Source organism: Amycolatopsis azurea DSM 43854 (genome assembly GCF_001995215.1).
Classification (GTDB): domain Bacteria; phylum Actinomycetota; class Actinomycetes; order Mycobacteriales; family Pseudonocardiaceae; genus Amycolatopsis; species Amycolatopsis azurea.
Window position 1 is genome coordinate 23,909 of the sequence record NZ_MUXN01000031.1, and the last position, 21,841, is coordinate 45,749.

At 69.4% G+C, this 21,841-nt stretch carries 24 protein-coding genes; 8 read left to right on the forward strand and 16 right to left on the reverse strand.

Translation table 11 applies throughout. The features are described from left to right. Positions 1 to 108 precede the first annotated feature (108 nt). The gene (locus B0293_RS39500; RefSeq protein ID WP_005163157.1) at positions 109 to 549 is read left to right on the forward strand and encodes a hypothetical protein; all 441 of its coding nucleotides are present in this window, start codon (positions 109 to 111) and stop codon (positions 547 to 549) included. A gap of 15 nt (positions 550 to 564) precedes the next feature. On the opposite strand, the gene B0293_RS39505 is transcribed toward B0293_RS39500, so the two are convergent. The 4 genes from B0293_RS39505 to B0293_RS39525 all read right to left on the reverse strand — a co-directional run bounded on the left by B0293_RS39505 (position 565) and on the right by B0293_RS39525 (position 4,095). Then, on the reverse strand, positions 565 to 1,374 hold the full coding sequence (locus B0293_RS39505) for an MBL fold metallo-hydrolase (RefSeq protein WP_005163154.1): 810 nt from the start codon (positions 1,372 to 1,374) through the stop codon (positions 565 to 567). After that, positions 1,368 to 1,823, reverse strand: coding sequence for a hypothetical protein (locus tag B0293_RS39510; RefSeq protein ID WP_005163152.1), 456 nt, complete (start codon positions 1,821 to 1,823; stop codon positions 1,368 to 1,370). Before B0293_RS39510 ends, B0293_RS39505 begins: the two co-directional genes overlap by 7 nt. A 518-nt stretch (positions 1,824 to 2,341) precedes the next feature. Then, positions 2,342 to 3,760 carry a WXG100 family type VII secretion target gene (locus tag B0293_RS44830; RefSeq protein WP_005163150.1) on the reverse strand — a complete coding sequence of 473 codons (1,419 nt, stop codon included), beginning with the start codon at positions 3,758 to 3,760 and terminating at the stop codon, positions 2,342 to 2,344. Continuing rightward, complete coding sequence (locus B0293_RS39525; RefSeq protein ID WP_005163148.1) at positions 3,757 to 4,095, reverse strand: type VII secretion target; 339 nt, start codon at positions 4,093 to 4,095, stop codon at positions 3,757 to 3,759. Before B0293_RS39525 ends, B0293_RS44830 begins: the two co-directional genes overlap by 4 nt. Positions 4,096 to 4,284: 189 nt before the next feature. Here B0293_RS39525 and B0293_RS39530 point away from each other — a divergent pair, with 189 nt between their 5' ends. After that, entirely contained in the window at positions 4,285 to 4,647 is a 363-nt protein-coding gene (locus B0293_RS39530) for a VOC family protein (protein WP_039919136.1), read from the forward strand. Positions 4,648 to 4,652: 5 nt separating this feature from the next. On the opposite strand, the gene B0293_RS39535 is transcribed toward B0293_RS39530, so the two are convergent. After that, positions 4,653 to 5,588, reverse strand: a complete 936-nt coding sequence (locus B0293_RS39535) for a zinc-binding dehydrogenase (protein ID WP_005163143.1) — start codon at positions 5,586 to 5,588, stop codon at positions 4,653 to 4,655. 92 nt (positions 5,589 to 5,680) lie between these two features. On the opposite strand from B0293_RS39535, the gene B0293_RS39540 reads away from it, so the two are divergent. Further along, positions 5,681 to 6,277, forward strand: coding sequence for a TetR/AcrR family transcriptional regulator (locus tag B0293_RS39540; RefSeq protein WP_005163140.1), 597 nt, complete (start codon positions 5,681 to 5,683; stop codon positions 6,275 to 6,277). Between the two features lie 21 nt (positions 6,278 to 6,298). Here B0293_RS39540 and B0293_RS39545 read toward each other — a convergent pair whose 3' ends face one another. Next, positions 6,299 to 6,835 (reverse strand): helix-turn-helix transcriptional regulator, encoded by a 537-nt coding sequence (locus B0293_RS39545; protein WP_005163139.1) that lies wholly within the window; start codon positions 6,833 to 6,835, stop codon positions 6,299 to 6,301. Between the two features lie 71 nt (positions 6,836 to 6,906). Further along, complete coding sequence (locus B0293_RS39550) at positions 6,907 to 7,668, reverse strand: BPL-N domain-containing protein (protein WP_039919134.1); 762 nt, start codon at positions 7,666 to 7,668, stop codon at positions 6,907 to 6,909. Positions 7,669 to 7,908: 240 nt separating this feature from the next. Between B0293_RS39550 and B0293_RS39555 the strand changes: the two genes are divergently transcribed. Both B0293_RS39555 and B0293_RS39560 read left to right on the forward strand, forming a co-directional pair. Then, positions 7,909 to 8,568 (forward strand): response regulator, encoded by a 660-nt coding sequence (locus B0293_RS39555; protein WP_039919133.1) that lies wholly within the window; start codon positions 7,909 to 7,911, stop codon positions 8,566 to 8,568. Then, on the forward strand, positions 8,565 to 9,665 hold the full coding sequence (locus tag B0293_RS39560; RefSeq protein ID WP_005163131.1) for a sensor histidine kinase: 1,101 nt from the start codon (positions 8,565 to 8,567) through the stop codon (positions 9,663 to 9,665). The genes B0293_RS39555 and B0293_RS39560 overlap by 4 nt, the downstream gene beginning before the upstream one ends. Positions 9,666 to 9,731: 66 nt before the next feature. Here B0293_RS39560 and B0293_RS39565 read toward each other — a convergent pair whose 3' ends face one another. The 9 genes from B0293_RS39565 to B0293_RS39605 form a co-directional block, all read right to left on the reverse strand. Further along, positions 9,732 to 10,097: a VOC family protein gene (locus tag B0293_RS39565; protein WP_005163128.1), complete on the reverse strand. Its 366-nt coding sequence runs from the start codon at positions 10,095 to 10,097 to the stop codon at positions 9,732 to 9,734. 19 nt (positions 10,098 to 10,116) lie between these two features. After that, positions 10,117 to 10,536: a hypothetical protein gene (locus B0293_RS39570; protein ID WP_143254749.1), complete on the reverse strand. Its 420-nt coding sequence runs from the start codon at positions 10,534 to 10,536 to the stop codon at positions 10,117 to 10,119. Between the two features lie 117 nt (positions 10,537 to 10,653). Further along, on the reverse strand, positions 10,654 to 11,307 hold the full coding sequence (locus tag B0293_RS39575) for a response regulator (protein WP_005163124.1): 654 nt from the start codon (positions 11,305 to 11,307) through the stop codon (positions 10,654 to 10,656). After that, entirely contained in the window at positions 11,304 to 12,494 is a 1,191-nt protein-coding gene (locus tag B0293_RS39580) for a sensor histidine kinase (protein WP_005163121.1), read from the reverse strand. The genes B0293_RS39575 and B0293_RS39580 overlap by 4 nt, the downstream gene beginning before the upstream one ends. A gap of 104 nt (positions 12,495 to 12,598) precedes the next feature. Continuing rightward, positions 12,599 to 14,065 (reverse strand): alpha/beta hydrolase, encoded by a 1,467-nt coding sequence (locus tag B0293_RS39585; protein ID WP_005163118.1) that lies wholly within the window; start codon positions 14,063 to 14,065, stop codon positions 12,599 to 12,601. A 503-nt stretch (positions 14,066 to 14,568) separates the two neighbouring features. After that, a complete protein-coding gene (locus tag B0293_RS39590) occupies positions 14,569 to 15,729 on the reverse strand; it encodes an acyl-CoA dehydrogenase family protein (RefSeq protein WP_005163114.1) in 1,161 nt (386 codons plus the stop codon). Beyond that, a complete protein-coding gene (locus tag B0293_RS39595) occupies positions 15,726 to 17,216 on the reverse strand; it encodes a 3-hydroxyacyl-CoA dehydrogenase (RefSeq protein ID WP_005163111.1) in 1,491 nt (496 codons plus the stop codon). Before B0293_RS39595 ends, B0293_RS39590 begins: the two co-directional genes overlap by 4 nt. Positions 17,217 to 17,226: 10 nt before the next feature. Continuing rightward, on the reverse strand, positions 17,227 to 17,997 hold the full coding sequence (locus tag B0293_RS39600; protein WP_005163109.1) for a CoA-transferase subunit beta: 771 nt from the start codon (positions 17,995 to 17,997) through the stop codon (positions 17,227 to 17,229). Next, complete coding sequence (locus B0293_RS39605) at positions 17,994 to 18,905, reverse strand: CoA transferase subunit A (protein ID WP_039919140.1); 912 nt, start codon at positions 18,903 to 18,905, stop codon at positions 17,994 to 17,996. The genes B0293_RS39600 and B0293_RS39605 overlap by 4 nt, the downstream gene beginning before the upstream one ends. 109 nt (positions 18,906 to 19,014) lie before the next feature. Here B0293_RS39605 and B0293_RS39610 point away from each other — a divergent pair, with 109 nt between their 5' ends. The 3 genes from B0293_RS39610 to B0293_RS39620 all read left to right on the forward strand — a co-directional run bounded on the left by B0293_RS39610 (position 19,015) and on the right by B0293_RS39620 (position 21,826). Next, the gene (locus B0293_RS39610; protein WP_005163105.1) at positions 19,015 to 19,920 is read left to right on the forward strand and encodes a LysR family transcriptional regulator; all 906 of its coding nucleotides are present in this window, start codon (positions 19,015 to 19,017) and stop codon (positions 19,918 to 19,920) included. A 137-nt stretch (positions 19,921 to 20,057) separates the two neighbouring features. Beyond that, entirely contained in the window at positions 20,058 to 21,374 is a 1,317-nt protein-coding gene (locus B0293_RS39615) for an MFS transporter (protein WP_005163102.1), read from the forward strand. Continuing rightward, a complete protein-coding gene (locus B0293_RS39620; protein ID WP_005163100.1) occupies positions 21,371 to 21,826 on the forward strand; it encodes a MaoC family dehydratase in 456 nt (151 codons plus the stop codon). Before B0293_RS39615 ends, B0293_RS39620 begins: the two co-directional genes overlap by 4 nt. Positions 21,827 to 21,841: the final 15 nt, after the last annotated feature.

A 21,841-nucleotide genomic window follows, 5' to 3' on the forward strand; every position in this document is an offset into this window, starting at 1 on the left:
TAGAACGGTAAAGAGTACTAAAGATACTTTGTTCGTCTCTCGAACCGCTTCCGCGCCGGACGCCGGTGCGGTGCGCGGGGCGGGAGCAGGGCGGGCTAGGTTGCTCGGGTGAGTCTTCTGGATGATGTGGCCGAGCGCGACGGCTGGCGATGCTGGGTGTGCGACGAACCGGTCGACCCCGACATGTCGGTGAACGATTCGCGAGGGCCCAGTGTCGACAGCCGGACCGCCGACCGGAAGGCCAAGATCGCCGAGCGGCTCGCGCACCGCGGGTGCAACACCCGCAAGGGCGCGGTGAAGGTGGTGATCGCCTGGCCCGACCGCCTGCACGTGGTCGAACCCGCGCCGCTGATCACCGTCGCCGGGCGGCTGGAGCGCAAGGGCGGCCGCGAGATGGTGGCCCGGTGCCCGACCAGGCAGGACGCGCAGGAGGCGGCGGACTGGCTGGTGGACCGGTTCTCCCGGCTGGTACCCGGGCTGCCGGTGACCGCGAACGTCGAGCCGGGTGGCGGCCAGTTCCTCGTCATCCTGGCCGCCGGGCGCCGCTGACCACTGGCGGGTGGGTCAAGCCGAAAGGCGCCGGACCTGCCCGTCGTGCACGTCGCCGACCCACTCCCAGCCGGGTTTCGCCGACGGACCGATCCGCGGATCGTCGGGGACACGGCCCTCCCGCAAGGCGAGCACGTACGCCCGATCGCGGTCGATCCGTTCGCGCGCCTGACCGGCTCCGCCCACCGAGCCGTGGCCGGGGACGACGACAGCGACGTCGCCCGCCACCTCCTCCAGCAGCCGCAGCGCGGCGAGGTAGTCCTCGACCGGGTCGGCGTCGCCGTCGAAGTCGAGCATCGGCACCAGGACGTCGGAGAGCATGTCCCCGGCGACGAGAACCCCGCGTTCTTCGATGACCAGCGCAGCGTGGCCCGGCGCGTGCGCGCGATGCTCGATGATCCGGGCCCGGGGGCCGTCCCAGGGGATCCGCGCCGTCCCAGCGGGCAGGGCGGTGACGAGACCGAACAGGTCCAGCGAGACCTTCTCGGCGATGCCCGTCGGCTCCAGGTGTTCGGTGATGTGGGCCTTCGCGTCCGGGTCGGACAGCAGCTCCTCGACGGCGGCCGCGCATCGGGCCGTGCCGTAACGGGGAGCCGTGCCGAACTCCGCGTGCCAGAGCAGATGATCCCAATCCGGATGCGTCGAAAAGCCCGCCACCACGACCTGTCCCGACCGCGACAGGTCGTTCGCGAGGCAGGCCATTTCGTGGTCCTGCACGCCGGGGTCGATGAGCAGCACACCGTTCTCGCCTTGCACGACGATGGCGTTGCTCTGCACGAACTCGCTCTCGTGGACGAGCACGCCCTCGGCGACCCGCGTCAGCACGGGCGGCTCTCGCTCGCCGCGACTTCCCTGCCCAGTTTCTCCACGGCGTGATCGTAGTGGCGTCTGTCGAACCGGAACGGTCCGAACGCCGAGTAGTCGCGCGCCGGGCGGTGAGGTTGCTCGAACGCTTCCCAGATCACCAGGTCGTCCGTCGCGGTGATCCTGGCCAAGAGAGGCCAGCAACCCCACTCGCCGCACTCGCATCCGAGCAAAGGGGTGAGCCCCCTCTCCCGAGCGGACCGCCCCTGGAAGTGGTCTTCCATCGGACCGAACCGGAAGTACCCCGGGATCAAGCCGCCGTAGACCCCGCCCGCCGGCCGCATCCCGGCCCCCGTCTCGAACTCGTCGATCAGCTCGGTGAGCAGCACGCCACCGACGCGTGGCACGACTTCGAGCACGCCGAGATCGCCGCGGCGCCGATAGTCGAACTGGAGATCGTTGGTCGCCACGGCGCGATTCTCTCAGGCGGCAAGGTGGCGTGTTCCTTCGCTCGCCCGCACGCCGACCTCGGGTGTCGCGAAAGCCACGTTCGCAACGTTGAAAGTTGCGAACGTGGCTTTCGCAACGCTTCCGGGACTCCGCCCCGCCACGAGAACCGGCAGACCCGCGGTGAAGTCCGTGAAGGCCTCCTTGAGGGACCCAGAGTCCCTCAAGGAGGCCTTCACGGACCAGTATTTGTTCACCTATGCCTGACCTGCGCGAGAGTGGTTCGTCGCGCAGGTCGCCCCGGTCACAGACCTTGATCAACGGAAGATCCGGGACACTCAACGTCCCCGATCCTCCGTTGATCAAGGTCGTGTCTGCCATGCCCTGGGGCAGACAACCTGACGGGGGAAGATCCTGGACGTTCAACGGCCGGAATCCTCCCCCGTCGACCACACCGCCAACCACACCAATGGGTAACCAACTACTGGTCCCTCAAGGAGTCCTTCACGGACCTGGCACCCGACCCCAGGCCCGGGCCAGGTCAGGGAACCTCGTAGAACTTGTCGTAGTGCCCCGGCGCGTAATAGAACTTGCCGTTGTCGTCCTTGACGATGCGGTCCGGTTTCGGCCGCTGGTTCTCCGGCAACGGCTTCCCGTTGAAGTCCGTGTACTCGTCGGCGTCCCGGATGGGCTTGTTGTCGTACCGCGGTGTCGGGTGGACGTCGAACTCGTAGTACTTGCCGTCGTACGGCTTCGTCGGCTTCCCGTCGGGGCCCAGCGGCTGATCGGCGGGTTTGTTGGAGTCGCTCATCTTGCCGTTGTGCGGGAGCCTGCCCTCGTTCCCGATCTTGCCGCCCGCCTGCCCGTGGTTCCCGTAGATCCGGCCGCCCCACGTGGAGCCCGCGCCGGGCGTGGGGCTGTTCCCCAGACCCAGCGAGTTGAGCTTGTTGTTGTCCACCTTGTCGTGCCAGGCGCCGAACTGGCCGCTGTCCTTGTGGTCGAGGATCCACCGCTTCATCTTCTGCGCGGCGTCCTTCTGCGCCTGGGTGAGATCGTCGAACTTCCCGAGCTGAGGCGAAAGCTCCGGCGGCTTGTCGGGCTGCGGCTGGGGTTTCTTCCCCTTGCCGCCGCCTCCCCCGCCACGGGTTCCGTTGTACTCCCCGCCCGGTTTCGGGCCACGCGGCTTCCCGGCGGGCCCGGTCTTGCCCGCGTCGATCTTGCGCAGCGCCTTCTCCGCTTGGGCGAAGATGTTCTTCGCCTTCTTCATCAGCGGCGCGAGCGCGCTCATCGCCTTGACCAGTTTGGTGACGACGGTGGCGATCTTGGTCGCGGTCTTCGCGATGGCGGCGGTGACCTGGGGCAGCACCCAGGTCATCCCGAGTCCGAGCGTCGCCAGTACCTGCAACGCCCAGCTGATCAGCCTGGCGATCAGTTCGGCGATGGTGTCGCGGACCAGCGTGCGGACGGCGGTGACCACCTCGCCGCCGATCCGGGTACCGGAGGACGCGCCGCCCGCGGCCTGCTGACAGGCGCCGATCAGGGCCGCGACGTCCGCTCCCCTGGCGCGGTAGGCGTCACCGGCGGTGCCTGCCCAGTTCGCGGTCTCGGCGACGACCGCCCCGTCGAGGTCGGTGCTGATCGAGGCGAGTTCGTCGGCGACGTTCTGCCAGGTCTCGGCGTGCGCCGTGATCTCGTCCGGGTCCCCGGCGAGCGCGTCGAGCGCCTCCTTCAGCGGTCCGACGTGCTCCATCAGCCAGCCGACCCCGGCGGCGAGGATGGTGCCGAACGGGTCCATGGCGGCGGACACCGCGTCCATGGCCGTCCCGACCGCGCCGACGGCGACGGACGCCCAGTCACCGCTCTCGATGGCGGATTTGAGTTCGGTGGCGGACTCGAGCAGGGGAACGCCGGACACCGCGGTGGTGGAATCCTTCGGCGTGGCGACGAGAGGGTTGGTCATCGCTGGGCCTTCTCCATCGGCGTCGTCGGGATGGCGGCCTCGTACTGCTTGAACATCTCCACACCGGCGGAGTCCTGCTCGGTGTAGGACCGCTCGGCCGTGCGCAGGTTGGCGGCGGTCGCCCGGACACCGTCGATCGCGGCCTTGATCGAGTCGATCGTCTTCTCCTCCGCCGGATTGATGAACGGCGGTACGAACGCGCAGATCAGACCGTAGGCCTCGTCCGACATGGCCGCGGTGTTCGCCGCCGCCAGCACGGTGTCCAGGCGCTCGGCGATCCCGTCCACAGTGGCCGCGTGCTTGCCGATTTCCGCCGGTACGACCTGGAAACTCATCTGCCTTCCCTCCGGAACGACCGGGACTGTCGCCGTTCCCTCTCGATGATCACTGCGCGGCCACCCTGTCACCGAGCGCCCGTACGCGTGGACGCTCTGTGCGAACAGGCAACGTTCGATGAACTAAAGGGCAGCCGCGTCAGCGCTTCTTCCGGGTTTCGGCGACGACGCGGTGCTAGCGTCCTTCCGATGAGCGTGGAATTCCTCGGCCTTCGCACCATCGTCTACCCTGCGCCGGATCTCGAGGCCGCCAAGCGATGGTGGACTTCGGTGCTGAACATCGAACCGTATTTCGACCAGCCGTTCTACGTCGGTTACTCGGTCGCCGGTTACGAACTCGCGCTCGATCCCAAGAGCGACCTCGCAACCGGTCCGATCACCTATTGGGGCGTCGAGGATGTCGAGGCGACCGAAGAGTCCCTGCTCTCCACTGGGGCGACTTCACATTCCGGGGCCAAAGAAGTCGGCGGAGGTATCAAGGTCGCCGTCGTCCGCACTCCCGACGGCAATCTGGTCGGCCTCATCCACAACCCCCATTTCAAGGCCGAATAGCCCGCTCAGACGATGTCCAGTACCGCTTTGCCGTGCAGGCGCCGTTCGAGCAGGGTCGTGACCGCCTCGCCGTAGGAGGTCCACGGCGCCCGCATGCTGATCCCGGGGTCGAGGCGGCCGGCGGCGATCTCGGCGGCGAGCCAGGTCAGGTCCGAGGAGAAGTCTTCTGCCGCGTCGGCGAGCAGGAAGTAGGTGCGGATCGACCGGTCGTGCCGTCCGTCGGTCGGTGTCAGCGCCGCGGCGGGGAAGATCGAGTCCGCTCCGGACGACCGGCCGACGCTCACCACCGTCCCACCCGCCTCGACGGCGGCGAACGCGTCCACGAGCTGCTGCCCTCCGACGTTCTCCAGCACCGCGGACACGGGCCGCTCGACCTGGGCCGGGTCGGCGCGCACCTCGTGCGCCCCCAGCGCCCGCAGGCTGTCCTCCAGCGCGGGATTCCCGCTGATCGCGACGACTTCGGCGCCCGCGCGGGCCGCGAGCTGGATCGCGTAGCGGCCGACACCGCCGGAAGCTCCGGTGATCATCACCCGGCGGCCGAGCAGCTGTCCCATGCGGCGCAACACCTGCAGCGCAGTCAGGCCGGCGACCGGGATCGTGCTCACCGCGCCTAGGTCGGCGCCGTCGGGCACGATGCCGAGCCGGGTGGCCGGCACCGCCCGCAGCTCGGCCCATCCCGCGGTCTCGCCCAGCGTGACCACCCGGGTCCCGGCCGCCGGGCCCGAACCGTCGGCCGCCGCCTCGATCACCACACCCGCCGCGTCCCAGCCGATCAGGGCGCCGTCCGGCGTTGACGGGTCGGTCGCGCCCTTGACCTCGCCGTAGTTGAGGGAAACCGCCTCCACCCGGACCAGCGCCTCGCCGGGCGCGGGTACCGGATCGGCCACGTCGGCCTGGGAGAGATGGGCTTTCGCGGTGTGGTCCACGACTAGTGCACGCACGATCTGATCTCCTCGCGTCAAAGTGCCACAGTGTGGCGTTTGCTCCATTGAAGCATATGCTCGCCCGAGGCGGGTCGGCTAGACTTCGGTCCATGACGATCTCCGGGGAGCCCGCGACGCTGCGCGAGCGCAAGAAGCTGCGCACGCGCCAAGCCCTGGCGGAGACGGCGATCGAGCTGTTCGGCGAGCACGGTTTCGACGCCACTCCGCTCGACGCGCTGCTCGACGCGGTGGAGGTGTCGAGGCGGACCTTCTTCCGCAACTACCGGTCGAAGGAGGACGTCGCCCTCACCGCCGTCAAACAGCTCTGGAGCGCTTTCCTGGTCACCCTGGACGAAACCGGGAAGTCCGGGTCTCTTGTGGACGTTTTCCGCGACGCGCTGCTGACCACGTTGAGCCGCATGGACGACGACTGGTACGAGCGCTTCCCCGCGACGCTCAAGCTGATCGACCAGTCGGCCTCGCTCAACGGCCATTCGCTGCGGCACTGCGCGGAAATCCAGACGGAGGTCGCGCAGCGGCTCGGTGACACGCACAACCTCGAACTGCGCATGCTCATCGAATTCTGCGTGGCCACCTGGCGGTGCGCGCTGGACGAGTGGCTGCCCGAGTGCGCTCCCGGAGAACTGCCGGGCCACGTGCGGCGCGCGTTCTCCGCCATGAACGACAGCCTGCTCCTGCGAGCGTGACCCGCGAAAGCGAAGGTCGCCTCAAATCGCCCCGGTGCGCAAGGCGTACGCCACCGCGTGCGGCCGGTTCCGCAGTTTCAGCCGGGAAGTCATGGCGTAGATGATGTTCTTCACCGTCCGTTCCGAATAGGACAGTTCGGCCGCGATCGCGTTCGTGTCGAGCCCGTCGGCCATCAGCCGCAGCACTTCGGTCTCACGTTCGGAAAGGGCAGGCGCGGCGGGCTCGGGCGGATCGGGGAAGCCACGCCGGAATCGTTCGGCCTGCCGGGTCAGGGCGCCAAGCGGATTCGGTGGGGGCTCCGCCACGGCGGAGCGGACGGCGTCCGGCAGTTCCGCGTCCGCCACCGCCGCGCGCGGCAACAGGGCGACCACCCCGCACTCCGCCGCGACCGGCAGCTCGCTTTCCCTGATCCGGTCCACCATCAGCACGATCGGCTTGCCCGGCTCCTCCGCGAGCCGGCGCAAGGCCTCGATCGCGTCGGCCGACAGGCGTTCGAAAGCCGCGACGACGACGTCGATGTCCTCGCGCTGCGAGGCGCCGACGATTCTCAAGTCCATGCGGGATCCCAGATAGCTGACCATCCCGGCCGCTGTGAGGGGGTCCAGGGCACAGACACGCACCCGCGTTTTCACGGCCGTCCGACGGTCGTGTCGATCAGCTCGTGGGCGAGGTCGAAGCGGACTCCGTCCGGATTGCTCAGGCCCGCGTCCTCATACCAGGACTCGTCGGCCTCCGGATGGGGGCCGCTGACCCCGATCCGGCCCTTGCCGTACGGGGCGACGATGACGGCCGCGGCTCCGTTGTCGTAGGTCGCCAAAACGGTCGCGTCGGCTCCGTCGTTCAACCGGAAGGCCGGGCCGTCCTGGAAGTACATGTGCCGGGACTCTCCCTTCCAGGTCACCTCCAGCACGGTGTCGCGGTCGTCGGGGACGGTCGACCCGGGGGAACCGGCGTACCCGTAGCTGTCGCCGGGCAGCAGGTCGAAGCCCGGGTCGCGGCCCGCCAGGTAACCGCCGAAGCACAGGCCGAGGTAGCTGCCACCCGACCGGATCCAGTCGCGCATCACCTGGGCCGAGCCGCGCAGGTCCCGCCAGGTCCGCTCCAGATCGTCACCGCCGCCGGGCTGGACGTACAGCTGTGCCCCGGCCAACGTGGCAGCGTCGAGCGGAACCCCGGTGCCGGGGCCGACGTACTTGACGTCGAACGGCCGCGGTGCCTCGCGCAGCACCTTGGCCACCGACGGCGCGCAGTCCGCGCAGCCCTGCGGGCCGTTGTACACCAGCGCGAGCGGCTTGCGACCGCCCTCGTCGCCGAGCGCCTGCCGTCCACAACCGACGGCCAGCAACGCGGCGACGGGAAGCGCGCCGAAAAGCACTCGACGTCGGTTCACCGCACCAGGTGAAGGGATGATCTTCGGATCCGTTCCAGGCACTGCCGCACTCCCGTGTCCGCCGATCGCGATCGTGGTCCTTTTCGCCACTTTCCATGCTCCGGGCACGCGGCGACCGGCCGCACCGGCGACCCGGCCCGAACGACCCGCCGACCGGCTGCCGTCGTCCATCCGGTCGGCGGGTACGGGCTTCCCCGCCTCGGGTGGTGCCCGTCCCCCGGATGCGACGAGACTGGGCGCATGATTCGGGTGGTCGTCGTCGACGACGAGGAGCTGGTGCGCTCGGGATTCCGCCTCATCCTGGAGGCCGCGGGCGACATCGAGGTCGTGGCGACGGTGACCGGTGCCGAGGCGGTCAAGGAGATCGGCCTGCACGGCCCCGACGTCGTGCTGCTCGACATCCGGATGCCCGACGTCGACGGGCTCACCATCCTGCGGCAGCTGCGTGGCCTGCGGAAGACACCGGCCGTGGCGATGCTGACGACCTTCGACTCCGACGAGTACATCGCGACCGCGCTGCGTTCGGGCGCGGCCGGGTTCCTGCTCAAGGACACCGCCCCCGACCTGCTCGCGCATTTCGTGCGGACGCTGGCCGCCGGCGGGGTGGTGCTCTCCCCCAAGGTCACGCGCACCGTCGTCGACGGCTATCTCGAATCGGGGGCGGGATCCGCCGCGGCCACGCAGGTCGGGCGGCTGTCGGAGCGCGAACGCGCGGTGCTCGTGCTCATCACGGACGGGCTGTCCAACGCGGACATCGCCGCGCGGATCCACCTGGGTGTCGGCACGGTCAAGGACCACGTGTCCGCCATCCTCACGAAACTCCAGGTGACGACCCGCGTCCAGGCCGCTTTGCTGGCCCAGCAGGCGGGGTTGCTGAGCAACGGCGAAGGCCGCTCGTGAACCGGGTGGTGCGCCTGCTGCTCGTCGACGCGTGCCTCATCGCCGTCGCCGCGATCGACGCGAACCTGGGCCGGGCCGAACCGCTGGCGCTCGGCGCCGCGCTGGTGGCCCTGGCCATCCTGCCGCTCCGCCGCCGGTGGCCGGTCTTCGTCTTCGCCGTCACCCTGCCCGCGCTCGCGATCTCGGGTTCGGTCATCGCGACGCTGATCGCCCTCTATTCCGTGGCATTACTGCGTTCCAACCGGTACCTGCTCGTCGGATGCGGCGTGCTGGCCACCGCCGGTTACGTGTTCCCCGGCCTCGATCTGCGGTTCGAGGAGACCGACGTGCTCACCGTCATCTACGCGGTCATCACCCCGGCCGCGCCGATCTTCCTCGGCAGACTGGTGCACACGCAGCGCGAACTCACCCTGCGGCTGGACGACATCCGGCAGGCCCGCGAACACGAACGAATCCTGGACGCCCAGGCGGTCCTCGCCAAGGAACGCACCCAGCTGGCCCGCGAAATGCACGACGTCGTGTCGCACCAGGTCAGCCTGATCGCCGTCCAGGCGGGCGCGCTCAGCGTTTCGACCACCGACCCGAACGCGAAAACCGCCGCCGAGAACGTCCGGAAGCTTTCGGTCGGCACCCTCGACGAGCTGCGCCACATGGTGAACCTGCTGCGCGCCTCCGGCAGTTCCACGACCGAGCTGATGCCGCAGCCGACACTGTCCGACCTCGACCGACTGATCGCCGGGAGCGGTATCGAAACCCGGCGGACCGGGACGGCGCCGGACGGCATCGACACGGCCGTCCAGCGCACGATCTACCGGACCATCCAGGAAGCACTGACCAACGTGCGCAAACACGCGCCGGGCGGCACGGCGACCGTGGACATCGCGCACGACGGCACCGATCTCACGGTGACCGTCGGCAATACGCCCGCGACCCGCCCGACTCTGACGTTGCCCAGCGCCCGGCACGGGCTGCTCGGTCTTCAGGAACGCGCGGCGTTGCTGGGCGGCACCGTGGTCACCGACACCCTCCCCGACGGAGGCTTCCGCCTGCGGTTGCGACTGCCCATCAGCGGCCGATCACACGTGTCGTCCGCCTGATCACGCGTGTCGTCCATCCGATCACACGTGTCGTCCGTCCGATCACGGCTGGACCGGACTCAGCGGTCAGCGCGGTCCGTAGAGCACGACGGTGTTGCCCCAGGGATCGCGTGCCACGGCCCGGACCTCGTGCGGGCCGCGCTCCGGCTGCCGGACCACGGATCCACCGCGCTCCACGATCGCGGCCACCGCCGCGCCCACGTCGGGCACCTTGAACGACGCCGCGGGAACGCCGCCGGTGACGTCCTCGGCGGGACCGGCGAGAGCAAGCGTGGTGCCGCCCGCGTCGAGAGCGGCGTAGCGGTCTCCGTCCACGAATTTCGTCTCCAGACCGAGAGCGGCGGAGTAGAACCGCACGGCGGCGTCGACGTCCGCCACCGGGTGCAGCACGTTCCCGATCCTGGCCGGGTCGCTCTTCGCGTTTTCGCTCATGCGGCGACCGTAGCGGTTTTCAGCCCGTCGAGCGGACGGCGTTGTAATAGGTGTCGGCGATGAAATCGCACGGGCCACGGGCCGGGCCGGTGCCGAAAGTGTGATCGCATTGCCGGTGCATGAGCCGGAAGAAGAGATCGTCGCAGCGCAGCGTGTTCTTTCCGCCCGCTTCCTCGCACATGTCGTGGTTCGCGCACGGCCCGCGGAAGTCCACCTGACCCCACGGCGGGACGACGGGCTTGTCCGGCGACAAGGTGCAGTAATCGTGCCAGGCGCCGCGGCTCGGATCGTAAACGTAGTTCGAAGGAATGGGCACGAAAGCGGCGGCCTGCGCGGTACCCGCCAAGAACGGGAGGGCACCCGCGGCGACGGCCATTACGACAGCGCCTCGCCGAAGCCTCGACGAGGTCCGGGACTGGCTCGATTTCGGTTCGGTCATCGGGCTTCACCTCATCTGTCGATGATTAACCTGCAATTCAGGTTCCATGACAAAAAAGGCTATTCCGGCCCGGTCGGCTTCGTCAGGGCTCGTTCGGACCACACGACCGGGCCCGGCTCAGCGCACGAGGCCGGATTCCCAGGCCCACACGGCGATTTCGGTGCGATTGCGGGCCGCGATCTTGCGCTGGATCGAGGCGAGGTGGGTCTTCACCGTCGACAGGGAGATCGTCAGCTCGTCGGTGATCTCGGCGTTCGTCCGGCCGCGCGCGATGGCCTTGGCGACGTCGAGTTCGCGCTGGGTCAGCGCGGGATCCGCACGGCGGGCGCGGCGCCGGGCCGAGGTGGCGGTGAAATGGGCCAGCAGCCGGGTGGTGATCGACGGCGAGACCAGCGCTTCACCGTTCGCGGCCGCGTGCACCGCCTCCACCAGCAGCCCGGGACCGGCGTCCTTCAGCAGGAAACCGCAGGCGCCGGCGCACAAGGCCTCGTGCACCAGCTCGTCGAGGTCGAAGGTGGTGACGACCAGGACACGCAACGGGTCTTCGACGTCTGGCCCCGCCAGCCGCCGCGTGGCGGCGAGCCCGTCGACCAGTGGCATGCGGATGTCCATCAGCGTGACGTCCGGGCGCAGCCGCTGGGCGAGCCGGACCGCTTGCTCGCCGTTCTCCGCCTCGCCGACCACTTCCAGTCCGGGAACCCGTTCCAGGATCAACCGGAAACCCGTGCGCACCAAGGCCTGGTCGTCGGCCAGCAGGACTCGCAGTGTCACCGCGTCGATCCTCCTTCGGCTGCGGCTGCCGAAACGCCGCCCGGCAAAGGCAGTTCGGCGAGTACCCGCCAACCGCGCTCGCCATGCGCCCCGGCGGTCAGCTTGCCGTCCAGCGCCGAGATCCGCTCGGCCATCCCGATCAGGCCGTAACCGCCCGGCGACCGGCGCACCCGGCCGGGCCGGAGCCCGTCGTTGCCGACCTCGACCCGGAGGTACCGGCGGCCGTCGACCGGCTCGACCAGCACGGTGACCCGGCGGGCGTCGGGCGCGTGCCTGCGTACGTTGTTCAGCGATTCGAGGACGACGCGATGGACGGTGGACACCGTTTCCGGCGCGATCACGAGGTCTTCCAGCCCTTCCGCCAGCCGCACCGTGACGCCCTCGTCGTCGCCGATCGCCGCTTCGATGGTCTCCACCAATCCGCCGGCGGTGACCTGCGACCCGGGTTCGGGACTGCGCAGCATCATGACCAGCCTCCGCACCGCGCCGAGGGCTTCCGCGCCGGCGTGCTCGATCTCCTTGATCAGCTCCTGTTCCGGCCCGTCCGCCAGGATGACGCCGGCGGCTTGCGTGCGGACCACGACCCCGGTGATGTGGTGCGCCACCAGATCGTGCAGTTCCCGGGCCAGCGCGAGCCGCTCCCGGTCACGGGCCGCGGCCAGTGCCGCTTCACGACGGGCCTCACCGTCGCGGAGCATCAGTCCGACGATGACGCTGCATCCCCACAGCAGAGCCCACACCACTGCGATGGACAGCGTCGTGGCCCCTTCGCCGAAGCGCAGGACCGGCGCCGCGGCCATGGTCAGACCACCGAGTACCGCGAGCACGGCGGCGTGACCACGCGGCAGCCGGTGGCACGCCGCCCCGATCAGGATCGCCGTCGCCAGCGCCTCGGCGTCGCCGCTCGGCGCCGCGGCCGGTTCGGTCAAGAAACCGACCGCGCTGCAAGCCAGTGAGAGCGCGATCCCCGACGCGGTCAGCGCCGCCGTCCGCGCCGGGAAACGGCGCCGCAGCAACGCGAACGCACCCAGCACAAGACCGACCGCGAAGTAGAGGATCTCGCCGGCCGGGGCCGGACCGTCCAGGATCAGGCGCCGTACCAGCTGTTCGATGTTCAGCCCGCCCAGCACCACCACCTCGGCGATCACCAGGCCGCGAACGGGCGGTGCTGTGGCGGTCGGAAGCACGCGGCCGTCCCTCCCGGTTCGCTGGTCCGGTGATCATCATGCCTCAGTGGCGACCGGGACGCCGGATGCGCCGGATGGCCCGGCGCACCCAGCGGCCCGGTGTTTCATCGTGGTTCGGCCGCGCACGCCAGGTCGTGCTTCGGGCGCTGGCCCGTCAGCAGGAAGGTGGTCGCCGCCGTGTCGGCGCACTTGTTGCCGACGTAGGGATAGACCCCGTGCCCGCCCGCGTCGACGGTGACCATGCGGGCCCGGTCGCCGAGCGCGCGCCGCAGCTTCTCGGCACCCTTCAGCGGTGTCGCCGGGTCACGCTGGTTCTGCAGCATGAGCACGTTGGACGGCCCCCGGTCACCGACGCGCACCGGCGGGTCGGCGGGCGCGGACCAGAACGCGCAGGGCTGGACGTTGGCCCCGGCGGCGCCGAACATCGGATGACGGAGCCGGTCGATCGCGACGGTGCGCTGGTAGGTGCCCACCGATCCGGGCCAGCGGGAGTCGTTGCAGATCATGTAGTAGCGGCCGGAGACCAGGTTCTCCACGCCGGGCACTTCGCCGGGCCCCATCGGCGGGAGCGGCTGGTCCTTGTCGAGCGCCTGCCAGATCTTGCCCACGAGCGGCATTCCCGCGTCGCTGAAGAGGAAGCCGTAGGTGAGCATCCGGAACGTCGGGCCGTCGATGTCGCGGACCGGGGCTTTGTCCAGCCGCGCGGCGAGGTCGAAGTACTTCGCGGTGACCTGCTCGGGCGTGCTGCCCAGACCGTATTCGGGCTTCGCGGCCGCGAACTTGGCGAAGTCCGGGAACCGGTCGTCGAAGCCCTGGGCGTACATCCGGTCGTTCGCGTAGTCCCAGCCGTCCGGGCCCACGTTGCTGTCGAGCATGATCCGGTCGCTGCGCTGCGGGTACAGCGTGGTGTACACGGCGCCGAGGTGGGTGCCCCACGAGTAGCCCGCGAAGGAGATCTTCTTCTCCCCCAGCGCGGCCCGGATACTGTCCATGTCCCGCGCGGTGTTCGCCGTGCTGACGTGCGGCAACATCCACGCCGTCTTCGAAGTGGCGCACTGGCGGGCGATGGCCTTCGACTGCTCGGCCCGCTTCGCCACGTCGGCGGCGTCGCGCGCGTACGGCGGGACGTTGCCCACCGCGCTCTGCTCCGGCGTCAGGTCACAGGTCACCGAGGTGCTGTGCCCCATCCCGCGTGGGTCGAACCCGATCAGGTCGTAGCTGTCGAGAACGGCCTGCGGCATCTTCGCCGTCCTCAGGTCGGCAGGGAACTTCAGCCCGGCCGACGGACCACCCGGATTGGTGAGCAGCACGCCGCGACGCTGTCCCGGGTTCTTGCTCACCAGCCGGGAGATCGCGATGTCGATCCGCTTGCCACCCGGGTCGTCGTAGTCGAGCGGGACCTTGATCGTCGAACATTCCAGGCCGGGTGCCGCGGCGTCCTCCGGACACGGACCCCACTTCACCGGCTCCGGCTTGGCTTGCGCCCCTGGTGAAGCCCCCGCCGGTACCGCCGCCGCGGCGGCCGCCGCCAGGATGGCGATCGCGAGTGCGATGGACCACGTCTTCCTCATCCGAGACCCCTCTTCCGATCTGTTGGCGAATCTCCATCCTGTTCACCGGACGGTGAACGCACATCGAGCGCGCGAATGGTTCCGTCATCGCCTTTGGTCGGCCAAAAGGACTAGCCGGAAGGACGAGGGGTCGCGGTTGAGGGCGCCGGGACCGAGGCGGCCTGGTGGGCCGGCGGTGTTGCGAAAGCCACTTTCGCAACGTTCAAGGTTGTGAAAGTGGCTTTCGCAACGTCCGAAGCCGACACACCGGCAAGCTTGTCCGATTGAGGTGGCCGACGAGGGCACGAGCGTTACTCAGGGTGAGGGCTGTGTGGAAATAGGGACCTTGGACGTCTCTATTCCCACACACCCTTTCGCGACCGGACCGGTCACTCGGGACTGTGTGGGTTTCTGGTCGTCCAACGCCCCGAAAGCCACGTTCGCAACGTCCGAAGCCGACACGCCGACGAGCGAGCATGACACCCGTCAACAACCCGGAATCGCCACTCACGACCCACCCGCGCTCACAGCATCGCGTTCACACCGGTCAGATCGCGGCCGATCAGCAGCTTCTGCACCTGGCTGGTGCCTTCGTACAGGGTCAGCACGCGGGCGTCGCGCAGGTACTTGCCGACCGGGAACTCGTCGATGAACCCGTAGCCGCCGAAGACCTGGAGGCAGTTGTTGCTGACCCGCACCGCGGCCTCGCTCGCGTGGTACTTCGCGATGGACGCGTCGGTCGCGTAATCCTTCGGCGAGACACCGGAATCGGCGATCCGCGCGACGTGATGGGTGAGCAGCCGGGCGGCCCGGACGTCCACCGCGGACTCGGCGAGCAGCTCCTGGACCAGCTGGAACGACGCGATCGGGCGGCCGAACTGGGTGCGTTCGGTGGAGTACCGCACGGCCGCGTCCACGGCGGCCTGTCCCAGCCCGACGGCACCTGCCGCGACCGACACACGCCCCCGGGACAACGCACCCAGCGCGATGCCCAGACCGCGGTCCACCTCGCCCAGCCGTGCCGAGTCGGGCACGCGCACGCCGTCGAAGGTCAGCTCCGCGGTCGCCTGGCCGCGCAGGCCGAGCTTGCCGTGGATCTCCCGCGCGGTCAGGCCCGCCGAGTCGGTCGGCACCAGGAAGGCGGTGAGGCCGCGCTCGCTGGTGCGGGCGAAGGTCAACGCCACCTGCGCCCAGGTTCCGTTGGTGATGAACATCTTCCCGCCGTCGAGGATCCAGTCACCGCCGTCGCGGGTGGCGCGGGTGCTGACCGACGCCGCGTCGGAGCCGGTGCCCGGTTCGGTGAGGGCGAAGCAGCCGAGGGCGTCGCCGCTGACGAGGCGGGGCAGCCACTCCGCTCGCTGCTCGTCCGTCCCGTGCGTCACGATGGTCTTGGTGACCAGGCCGAGCGACACCGAGACGATCCCGCGCACCGCGGAGTCACCGCGCCCCAATTCTTCGGTGACCAGGACGTAGGACAGCATGTCCGCGTCCACGCCGCCGTAGGCCTCGGGGACCATCAGGCCGAGGAAACCCAGTTCTCCCAGGCGTTTCACAATGCCACGATCGACCTGTTCGGCTCGGTCCCACTCCGCCGCGTGCGGGACGATCTCCTCGTCGACGAACCGCGCGGCCATGGCGCGGATGTCGCGCTGTGTCTCGGTCAGGCCGAAATCCGGTGAAATCACGGTGTTTCCTTCTCCAGCGGGTAGGCGGGTGCGGTCAGGGGCAGGCCGAGCTCGGCGCGTTCCCGAAGCCAGCGCGTCGGCCGGTAGCGCGGGTCGCCGGTACTGTCGTGCAACCGGTTCTGGAGTTCGAGCAGCCGAACGGCTCCGACGCGATCACCCCAGGCGAGCGGTCCGAACGGGTAGCCGAGCGCGGCCGTGACGGCCAGGTCGATGTCCTCCGGTGCGGCCAGCGCACGTTCCGCGATCGACGCGGCGACCGAGACGATCGACGCGAGCAGGCGCTGGGCGACCGAACCGGCGGTGTCCCGCACCACCGAGACCAGCTCGGCACCCAAGGCACCGACGGCCGCGCGGACCGCGTCCGGGTCCGACGCCGGGGTCACCGCCAGCACACGACGACGGGTGGTCAGTGACAGCGGATCCACGCCGAAGGTGCGGGACGCGGGCAGCCCGTGCGCGGTGATCTCCGCCGCAACCGTGGTGCCCCAGGTCGGTACCAGCACGACAGCCTCAGAGACCGGCTCCTCCAACGCCGTCGGCAGTGCCGCGCGCAGGGCGTCGGCGTCCGGCCCGGATCCTGCGATCCACAAAGGACACTCGGCGGCGACGACGGCTGCTTCCGGGGTGTCCTCGGCGCCGGGCCGGTGGTCGTAGAACCCGCGTCCGCTCTTGCGGCCGAACAGCCCTGCCGCCACCCGGTTCGGGGTGAGGAACGACGGCCGCAGCCGGTCGGAATGCCGGAACCCCGTCCAGATCGAGTCGATGACGGCGGCCGTCACGTCGAGTCCGGTCAGGTCCATCAGCTCGAACGGGCCCATCCGCAGTCCGAGCACGTCGCGGGCGATCCGGTCGATCACCACCGGTTCGGCGACCGAGTCCTCCAGCAGCGCGAACGCCTCGGTGACCAGCCCGCGCCCGGCGTGGTTGATCAGGAAACCGGGGGTGTCGGCGACCGTCACCGCGCGGTGGCCGGACGTGCGCACCAGCTCGGCCAGCGTGCCGGGGATGTCGGGACGGGTGGCCGCTCCCGGGACGACCTCGACGATCTTCATCAACGGCACCGGGTTGAAGAAGTGCAACCCGGCCAGCCGCGACGGATCGGCCAGTGTCGCGGCGATCCGGGTGACCGGCAGTGAAGACGTGTTCGTCGCGAAAATCGTCGAGGACGGCAGCACCGCTTCCAGACCGGTGAACAACTCCGCCTTGGTGTCCAGATCCTCGCGGACCGCCTCGATCACCAGGTCGACGTCGTCACCCGGCGCCGCGACCGCGTCCAGCGGCACGAGCCTGGCGCGGACCTCGCCCGCTTCCGGTTCCGTCATGCGCCCTTTGACCACGGCGCGGTCGAGCAGCTGCCCGATGAAGTCGATCGCCTCGCCGACCGCCTCGCGCCTGGCGTCGGCGAGCTCGACGGTGTGCCCGGCGGTCGCCGCCCACTGCGCGATACCCCGGCCCATCACACCGGTTCCGATGACCCTGATCCGCATGTTCGCTCCTTCAGCGCAAGTAGACGCGACCGGGGTCGACTTCTTCGCGCAGCCGCCGGAGTTCGGCGGCCGCGGGCGGTTCGATGGTGGCCAGGTCCTCGGCGACCTCCAGCGGCCAGCCGGTGGCCGCGCGCACCTGGTCGGCCGTCACGCCGGGATGGACGGCGACCAGCCGCAGCGCTTCGCCCACCCCCTGCCGCGCGAGGATACCGAGTTCGGTGATCACCCTGGTGACACCCGCTCCCAGCGGCCGGATTCCGTCCGCCAGCGCACGATCCGGGCCCGGCGAGGTACAGAAGTCCAGCTTGTCCACAAAGGACCGGGGATCGTGGCGGCGCATCACGACGAACACCTCGCCGGAGTTCGCCATCACCTCCATCGCGCCGCCAGGGCCCGGGAGCCGCACCGAGGGGTCGGCCCAGTCGCCGATCACCGACGAGTTCAGGTTCCCCCACCGGTCGATCTGCGCGGCGCCGAGGAAACCGACGTCGATGTGCCCGCCCTGCAACACGTTCCCGAAGAGCGCGGGCATCGACAGCACCGCCTCGGCACCGGTGATCAGCACAGCGTCGGCGATGGTCTCCGGCAGCTGCGAAGGATGCGCGCCGCAGACCCCGGACTCGTAGACGATCTCCAGGTCCGGCGCGACCGTGAGGTGGGCCAGCGACGCGGCCAGCGTCGGCAGGCCGATCCCGGCGAACACGGTGCGTTTCCCGGCCAGCTCGCGAGAAGCGACCACCGACAGCAGCTCGGACGAAGTGGTGTCCTTTGTGGACGTCATCGGGCGTGCTCCCGTCGCTTCCCGTAGTTCACCGGCAGGCTCAGCGCGTCGTCGACGGCGAGGCCCGCCCAGTACCGCTCCCCCAGTTTCGCCACATACTCCGGGTGATCCCGGGTACCGAACACCCACTCCGACAGCCATGCTCGCAGGCGCCCGGGGTCCGCGCTGATCGCCGACCAGCCGCGGTAGAACGCGTTGTCGCGGTCGTAATAGCCCTGCGCGAACGACGGATGCGTGCCACGCGGGCAGGCGACCACGGCGTCGACAGCGTGCGAGGGAATGAGCGTGCGGTTGGGATCACGGCGGATGACGTCGTCGTCGACGATCTCCTCGACCACCACCACGGCCTTCTTCGCCGCGTACACGGCTTCGGCCTGGATCCCGGTCAGGCCCCAGACCTGGGTGTTGCCCGAACGGTCCGCCCGCTGGGCGTGGACGATCGTCACGTCCGGGTTGACCGGCGGCACCACGTAGACCTGCTCGCCGTCGTCGTAGGGCGAGCGCACCTTGCGGAGGCCGGGATTGACCGACACCAGATCGCTGCCCGCGTACGAGCGCACCGGGTAGAACGGCAGCCGCTGCGCGCCGGCCAGGTAGCGGCCGATCATGCCGTAGTGGCTGTACTCCTCGAACTCCAGCGGTTCGGGGTCGGCGCGCTCGATCCGCCGCCGCAGTTCCCCGAGCGAGCCCGCGGAGGAGTTGCCGACGAACGAGGACACCAGTTTGCGCACGCAGCCGCCCGCGAGCATCTGGTCCACGACGATGTCCGCGGTCATCCGGACCACGGTGAGATCGCGGCGGCCCTGCCGGATGATCTCGTGCCCGGCGGCGGTCGGGATCAGATGCGTGAACCCTTCGAGCGCGACGGTGTCGCCGTCGTGGACGAAGGCGGCGATGGCCTCGGCCATCGTGGTGGTCTTGTCGGTCACGGGTTCACCGTGCCAGGCGGCATTGTGCAGAGTCCAATACCGAATTAAGGTCAGATTGATACTGAGCTGAGAATAATCGAGGTGCGACGTGGAGTTCCGTCATCTGAACGCCTTCCTGGCGGTGGCCGAGGAGCTGCACTTCGGCCGCGCCGCGAAGCGCCTGCAAATGGCACAGCCGCCGCTGAGCCAGCAGATCCGCCAGCTCGAACGCGAACTCGGTGTCGCCCTGTTCGAACGCAACACCCGGTCGGTGCGCCTCACCAGCGCGGGTGAGTCCTTCCTAGCTCCGGCCCGCACCGTCCTCGACGACCTCGACCTCGCCACCCGTGCCGCGAAGGCGGCGGGCCGCGGCGAGTTCGGCCGGGTGACCGTCGGTTTCGCCGGGGCGTCGAGTCACGAGTCTCTGCCGCTGCTGACCAGGGCGGTCCGGGCCGCGCACCCCGGGCTCGAACTGGTGATGCGCGGGCAGACCTACGCCAACGTGGCGCTCGACCGCGTCGCGGACGGCTCGCTGGACCTCGGCTTCGTCCGCCTGCCGGTCACCCAGCCCGGCGTGCGGGCCAGGGTGATCGACGAGGAGGAGCTGATCTGCGCACTGCCGTCGGATCACCGCCTCGCCGGGCACGAGCGCATCCCCATCGAGGAGCTGGCCTCCGAGGTGTTCGTCAGCTTCCCCGCGAACGCGGGCTCCACGGTCCGCGAGGCCACCGTCAAAGCCTGCGCCGAAGGCGGGTTCACCCCGAAAGTGGTCCAGGAGGCGCCCGACTCGTACACGATCCTGGCGCTCGTCGCGGCAGGCGTCGGCGTGACGCTGACCTTGACGTCCTGCCAGCACATCCAGCAGACCGGCCTGGTCTACCGGCGTCTCGCCGGGAAGGCGATGCGGCTGCACGCGGCACTGGCCTGGCGTGCCGACAACCCGTCCGCCGCGCTGCGGACGGTTCTCGCCGTCGCCCAGACGGCGCTGCCCACGCCCGTACCCGTCGACGATTGATACGCGGAAGCACTTACTGAGTGGTCTATTCAGTATTGGACGTGTCTCGGTGACGGCTGGCATGGTTCCGGCCAGAACAGGGACGTTGGCGCCGGGGGTCGCCGTGCCCGGGAACAACGGCGATCCAAGGAGACGGCATGGGTGCGGCGAATGCGACCGCGAAACGCGCGGGAATCGGGGCGTTCATCGGCTCGACCATCGAGTGGTTCGATTTCTACATCTACGGCACCGCTTCCGCGCTGGTGTTCGACAAGGTCTTCTTCCCCGAACTCGACGGAGCCATCGGCACCCTGGTCGCGTTCGCGACCTTCTGGGTCGGATTCCTGGCCCGGCCGCTCGGCGGCATCATCTTCGGCCACATCGGTGACCGCCTCGGCCGCAAGAAGACGCTCGTCATCACGCTGCTGCTGATGGGCATCTCGACCACCCTGATCGGTGTGCTGCCCGGCTACGCGACCATCGGGATCGCCGCGCCGATCCTGCTCGTGGTGATCCGGATGATCCAGGGCATCGGGCTCGGCGGTGAATGGGGCGGTTCCGTGCTCATCGCCTCCGAACACGCGCCCAAGGGGAAATCGATCCTCTACGGCGCTTTCGCGCAACAGGGTTCGCCGGTGGGCAACACGCTCAGCACGGTCAGCTTCCTCGCGATCAGCCAGCTGCCGGACGCGGCGTTCGTCAGCTGGGGCTGGCGGGTCCCGTTCCTCGCCTCGGCGCTGCTGGTCGTGGTCGGGCTGTTCATCCGCCTGAAGGTCACCGAATCCCCGGCGATGGCGGGGCTGATCGAGGCCAAGAAGGTCGCCAAGCTGCCGCTGACCGAGGTGCTCCGCAACCACCCGATGCTGATCGTGCTCGGCATCGGCGCCTGCACCATCGGCCTGTCCGCCACCTACTTCAAGTCCACCTTCGCGCTTTCGTGGGCGACGTCGGACATCGGCTTCAGCCGCAGCTCCTTCCTCACGATCATCCTGGTCGCCAACATCACGCAGATCCTGGTGCAGCCGTGGGGCGCGGTGATCGTCACGAAGATGACCAGCTGGCGCCGCGCGGTGACGGTGATGCTGCTGCCCGAACTGGTGCTGATGCCGCTGATGTTCCTGCTGATCAGCACCGGCGACTACACCTCCGCGATGGTCGGCGTCGTGATCGCGACCATCCCGCACTGCCTCTACTACGCCGCGCTCGCGGGAATGCTCGCCAGCCGGTTCCCCGCGCACGTGCGCTACACCGGGATCTCGCTGTGCTACCAGCTGTGCGGCACGCTGCTCGGCGGTACGACACCGATCGTGGGCCAGTTCCTGCTCAACCTCACCGGCTCGATCACCGCCGTGATCGTGTTCGCGGTGTTCCAGGTCCTGCTGACGATGGGCTGCATGCTGGCGCTGCTGAAGCGGCCCAACTACGACGAGCGCGCCGAAGCGCCGGCGCCCGCCGCCGCGGCGGTGACCCGATGATCACCGCGAACGGCTTCGAAGAGATCGAAGCACTGGCAGGACGCGACCTCGGCACTTCGGACTGGCGAACGGTGACGCAGGACCTCATCGACACCTTCGCCGAGGTTTCCGGCGACCACCAGTGGATCCACACCGACCCGGTGCGCGCCGCGGCGGGGCCGTTCGGCAGGACGATCGCCCACGGCTACATGACACTGAGCTGGGGCATCCCGATGCTCGCCGAACTGCTGCACGTCACCGGCGTCGGCATGGCGTTGAACTACGGGCTGAACAAGGTCCGGTTCCCCGCGCCGGTCCCGGTCGGAAGCCGGGTGCGGCTGCACGCGTCCGTGCTGGAGGTGACACCCGTGCCGAGGGACGGCGTGCAGATGGTGCGTGCCTTCACCTTCGAGCTTGAAGGGTCGGGTAAACCGGCCTGTGCCGCGGAATCGGTGACGCGCTACTACCCGTGACGCGGGTGGTCGTGA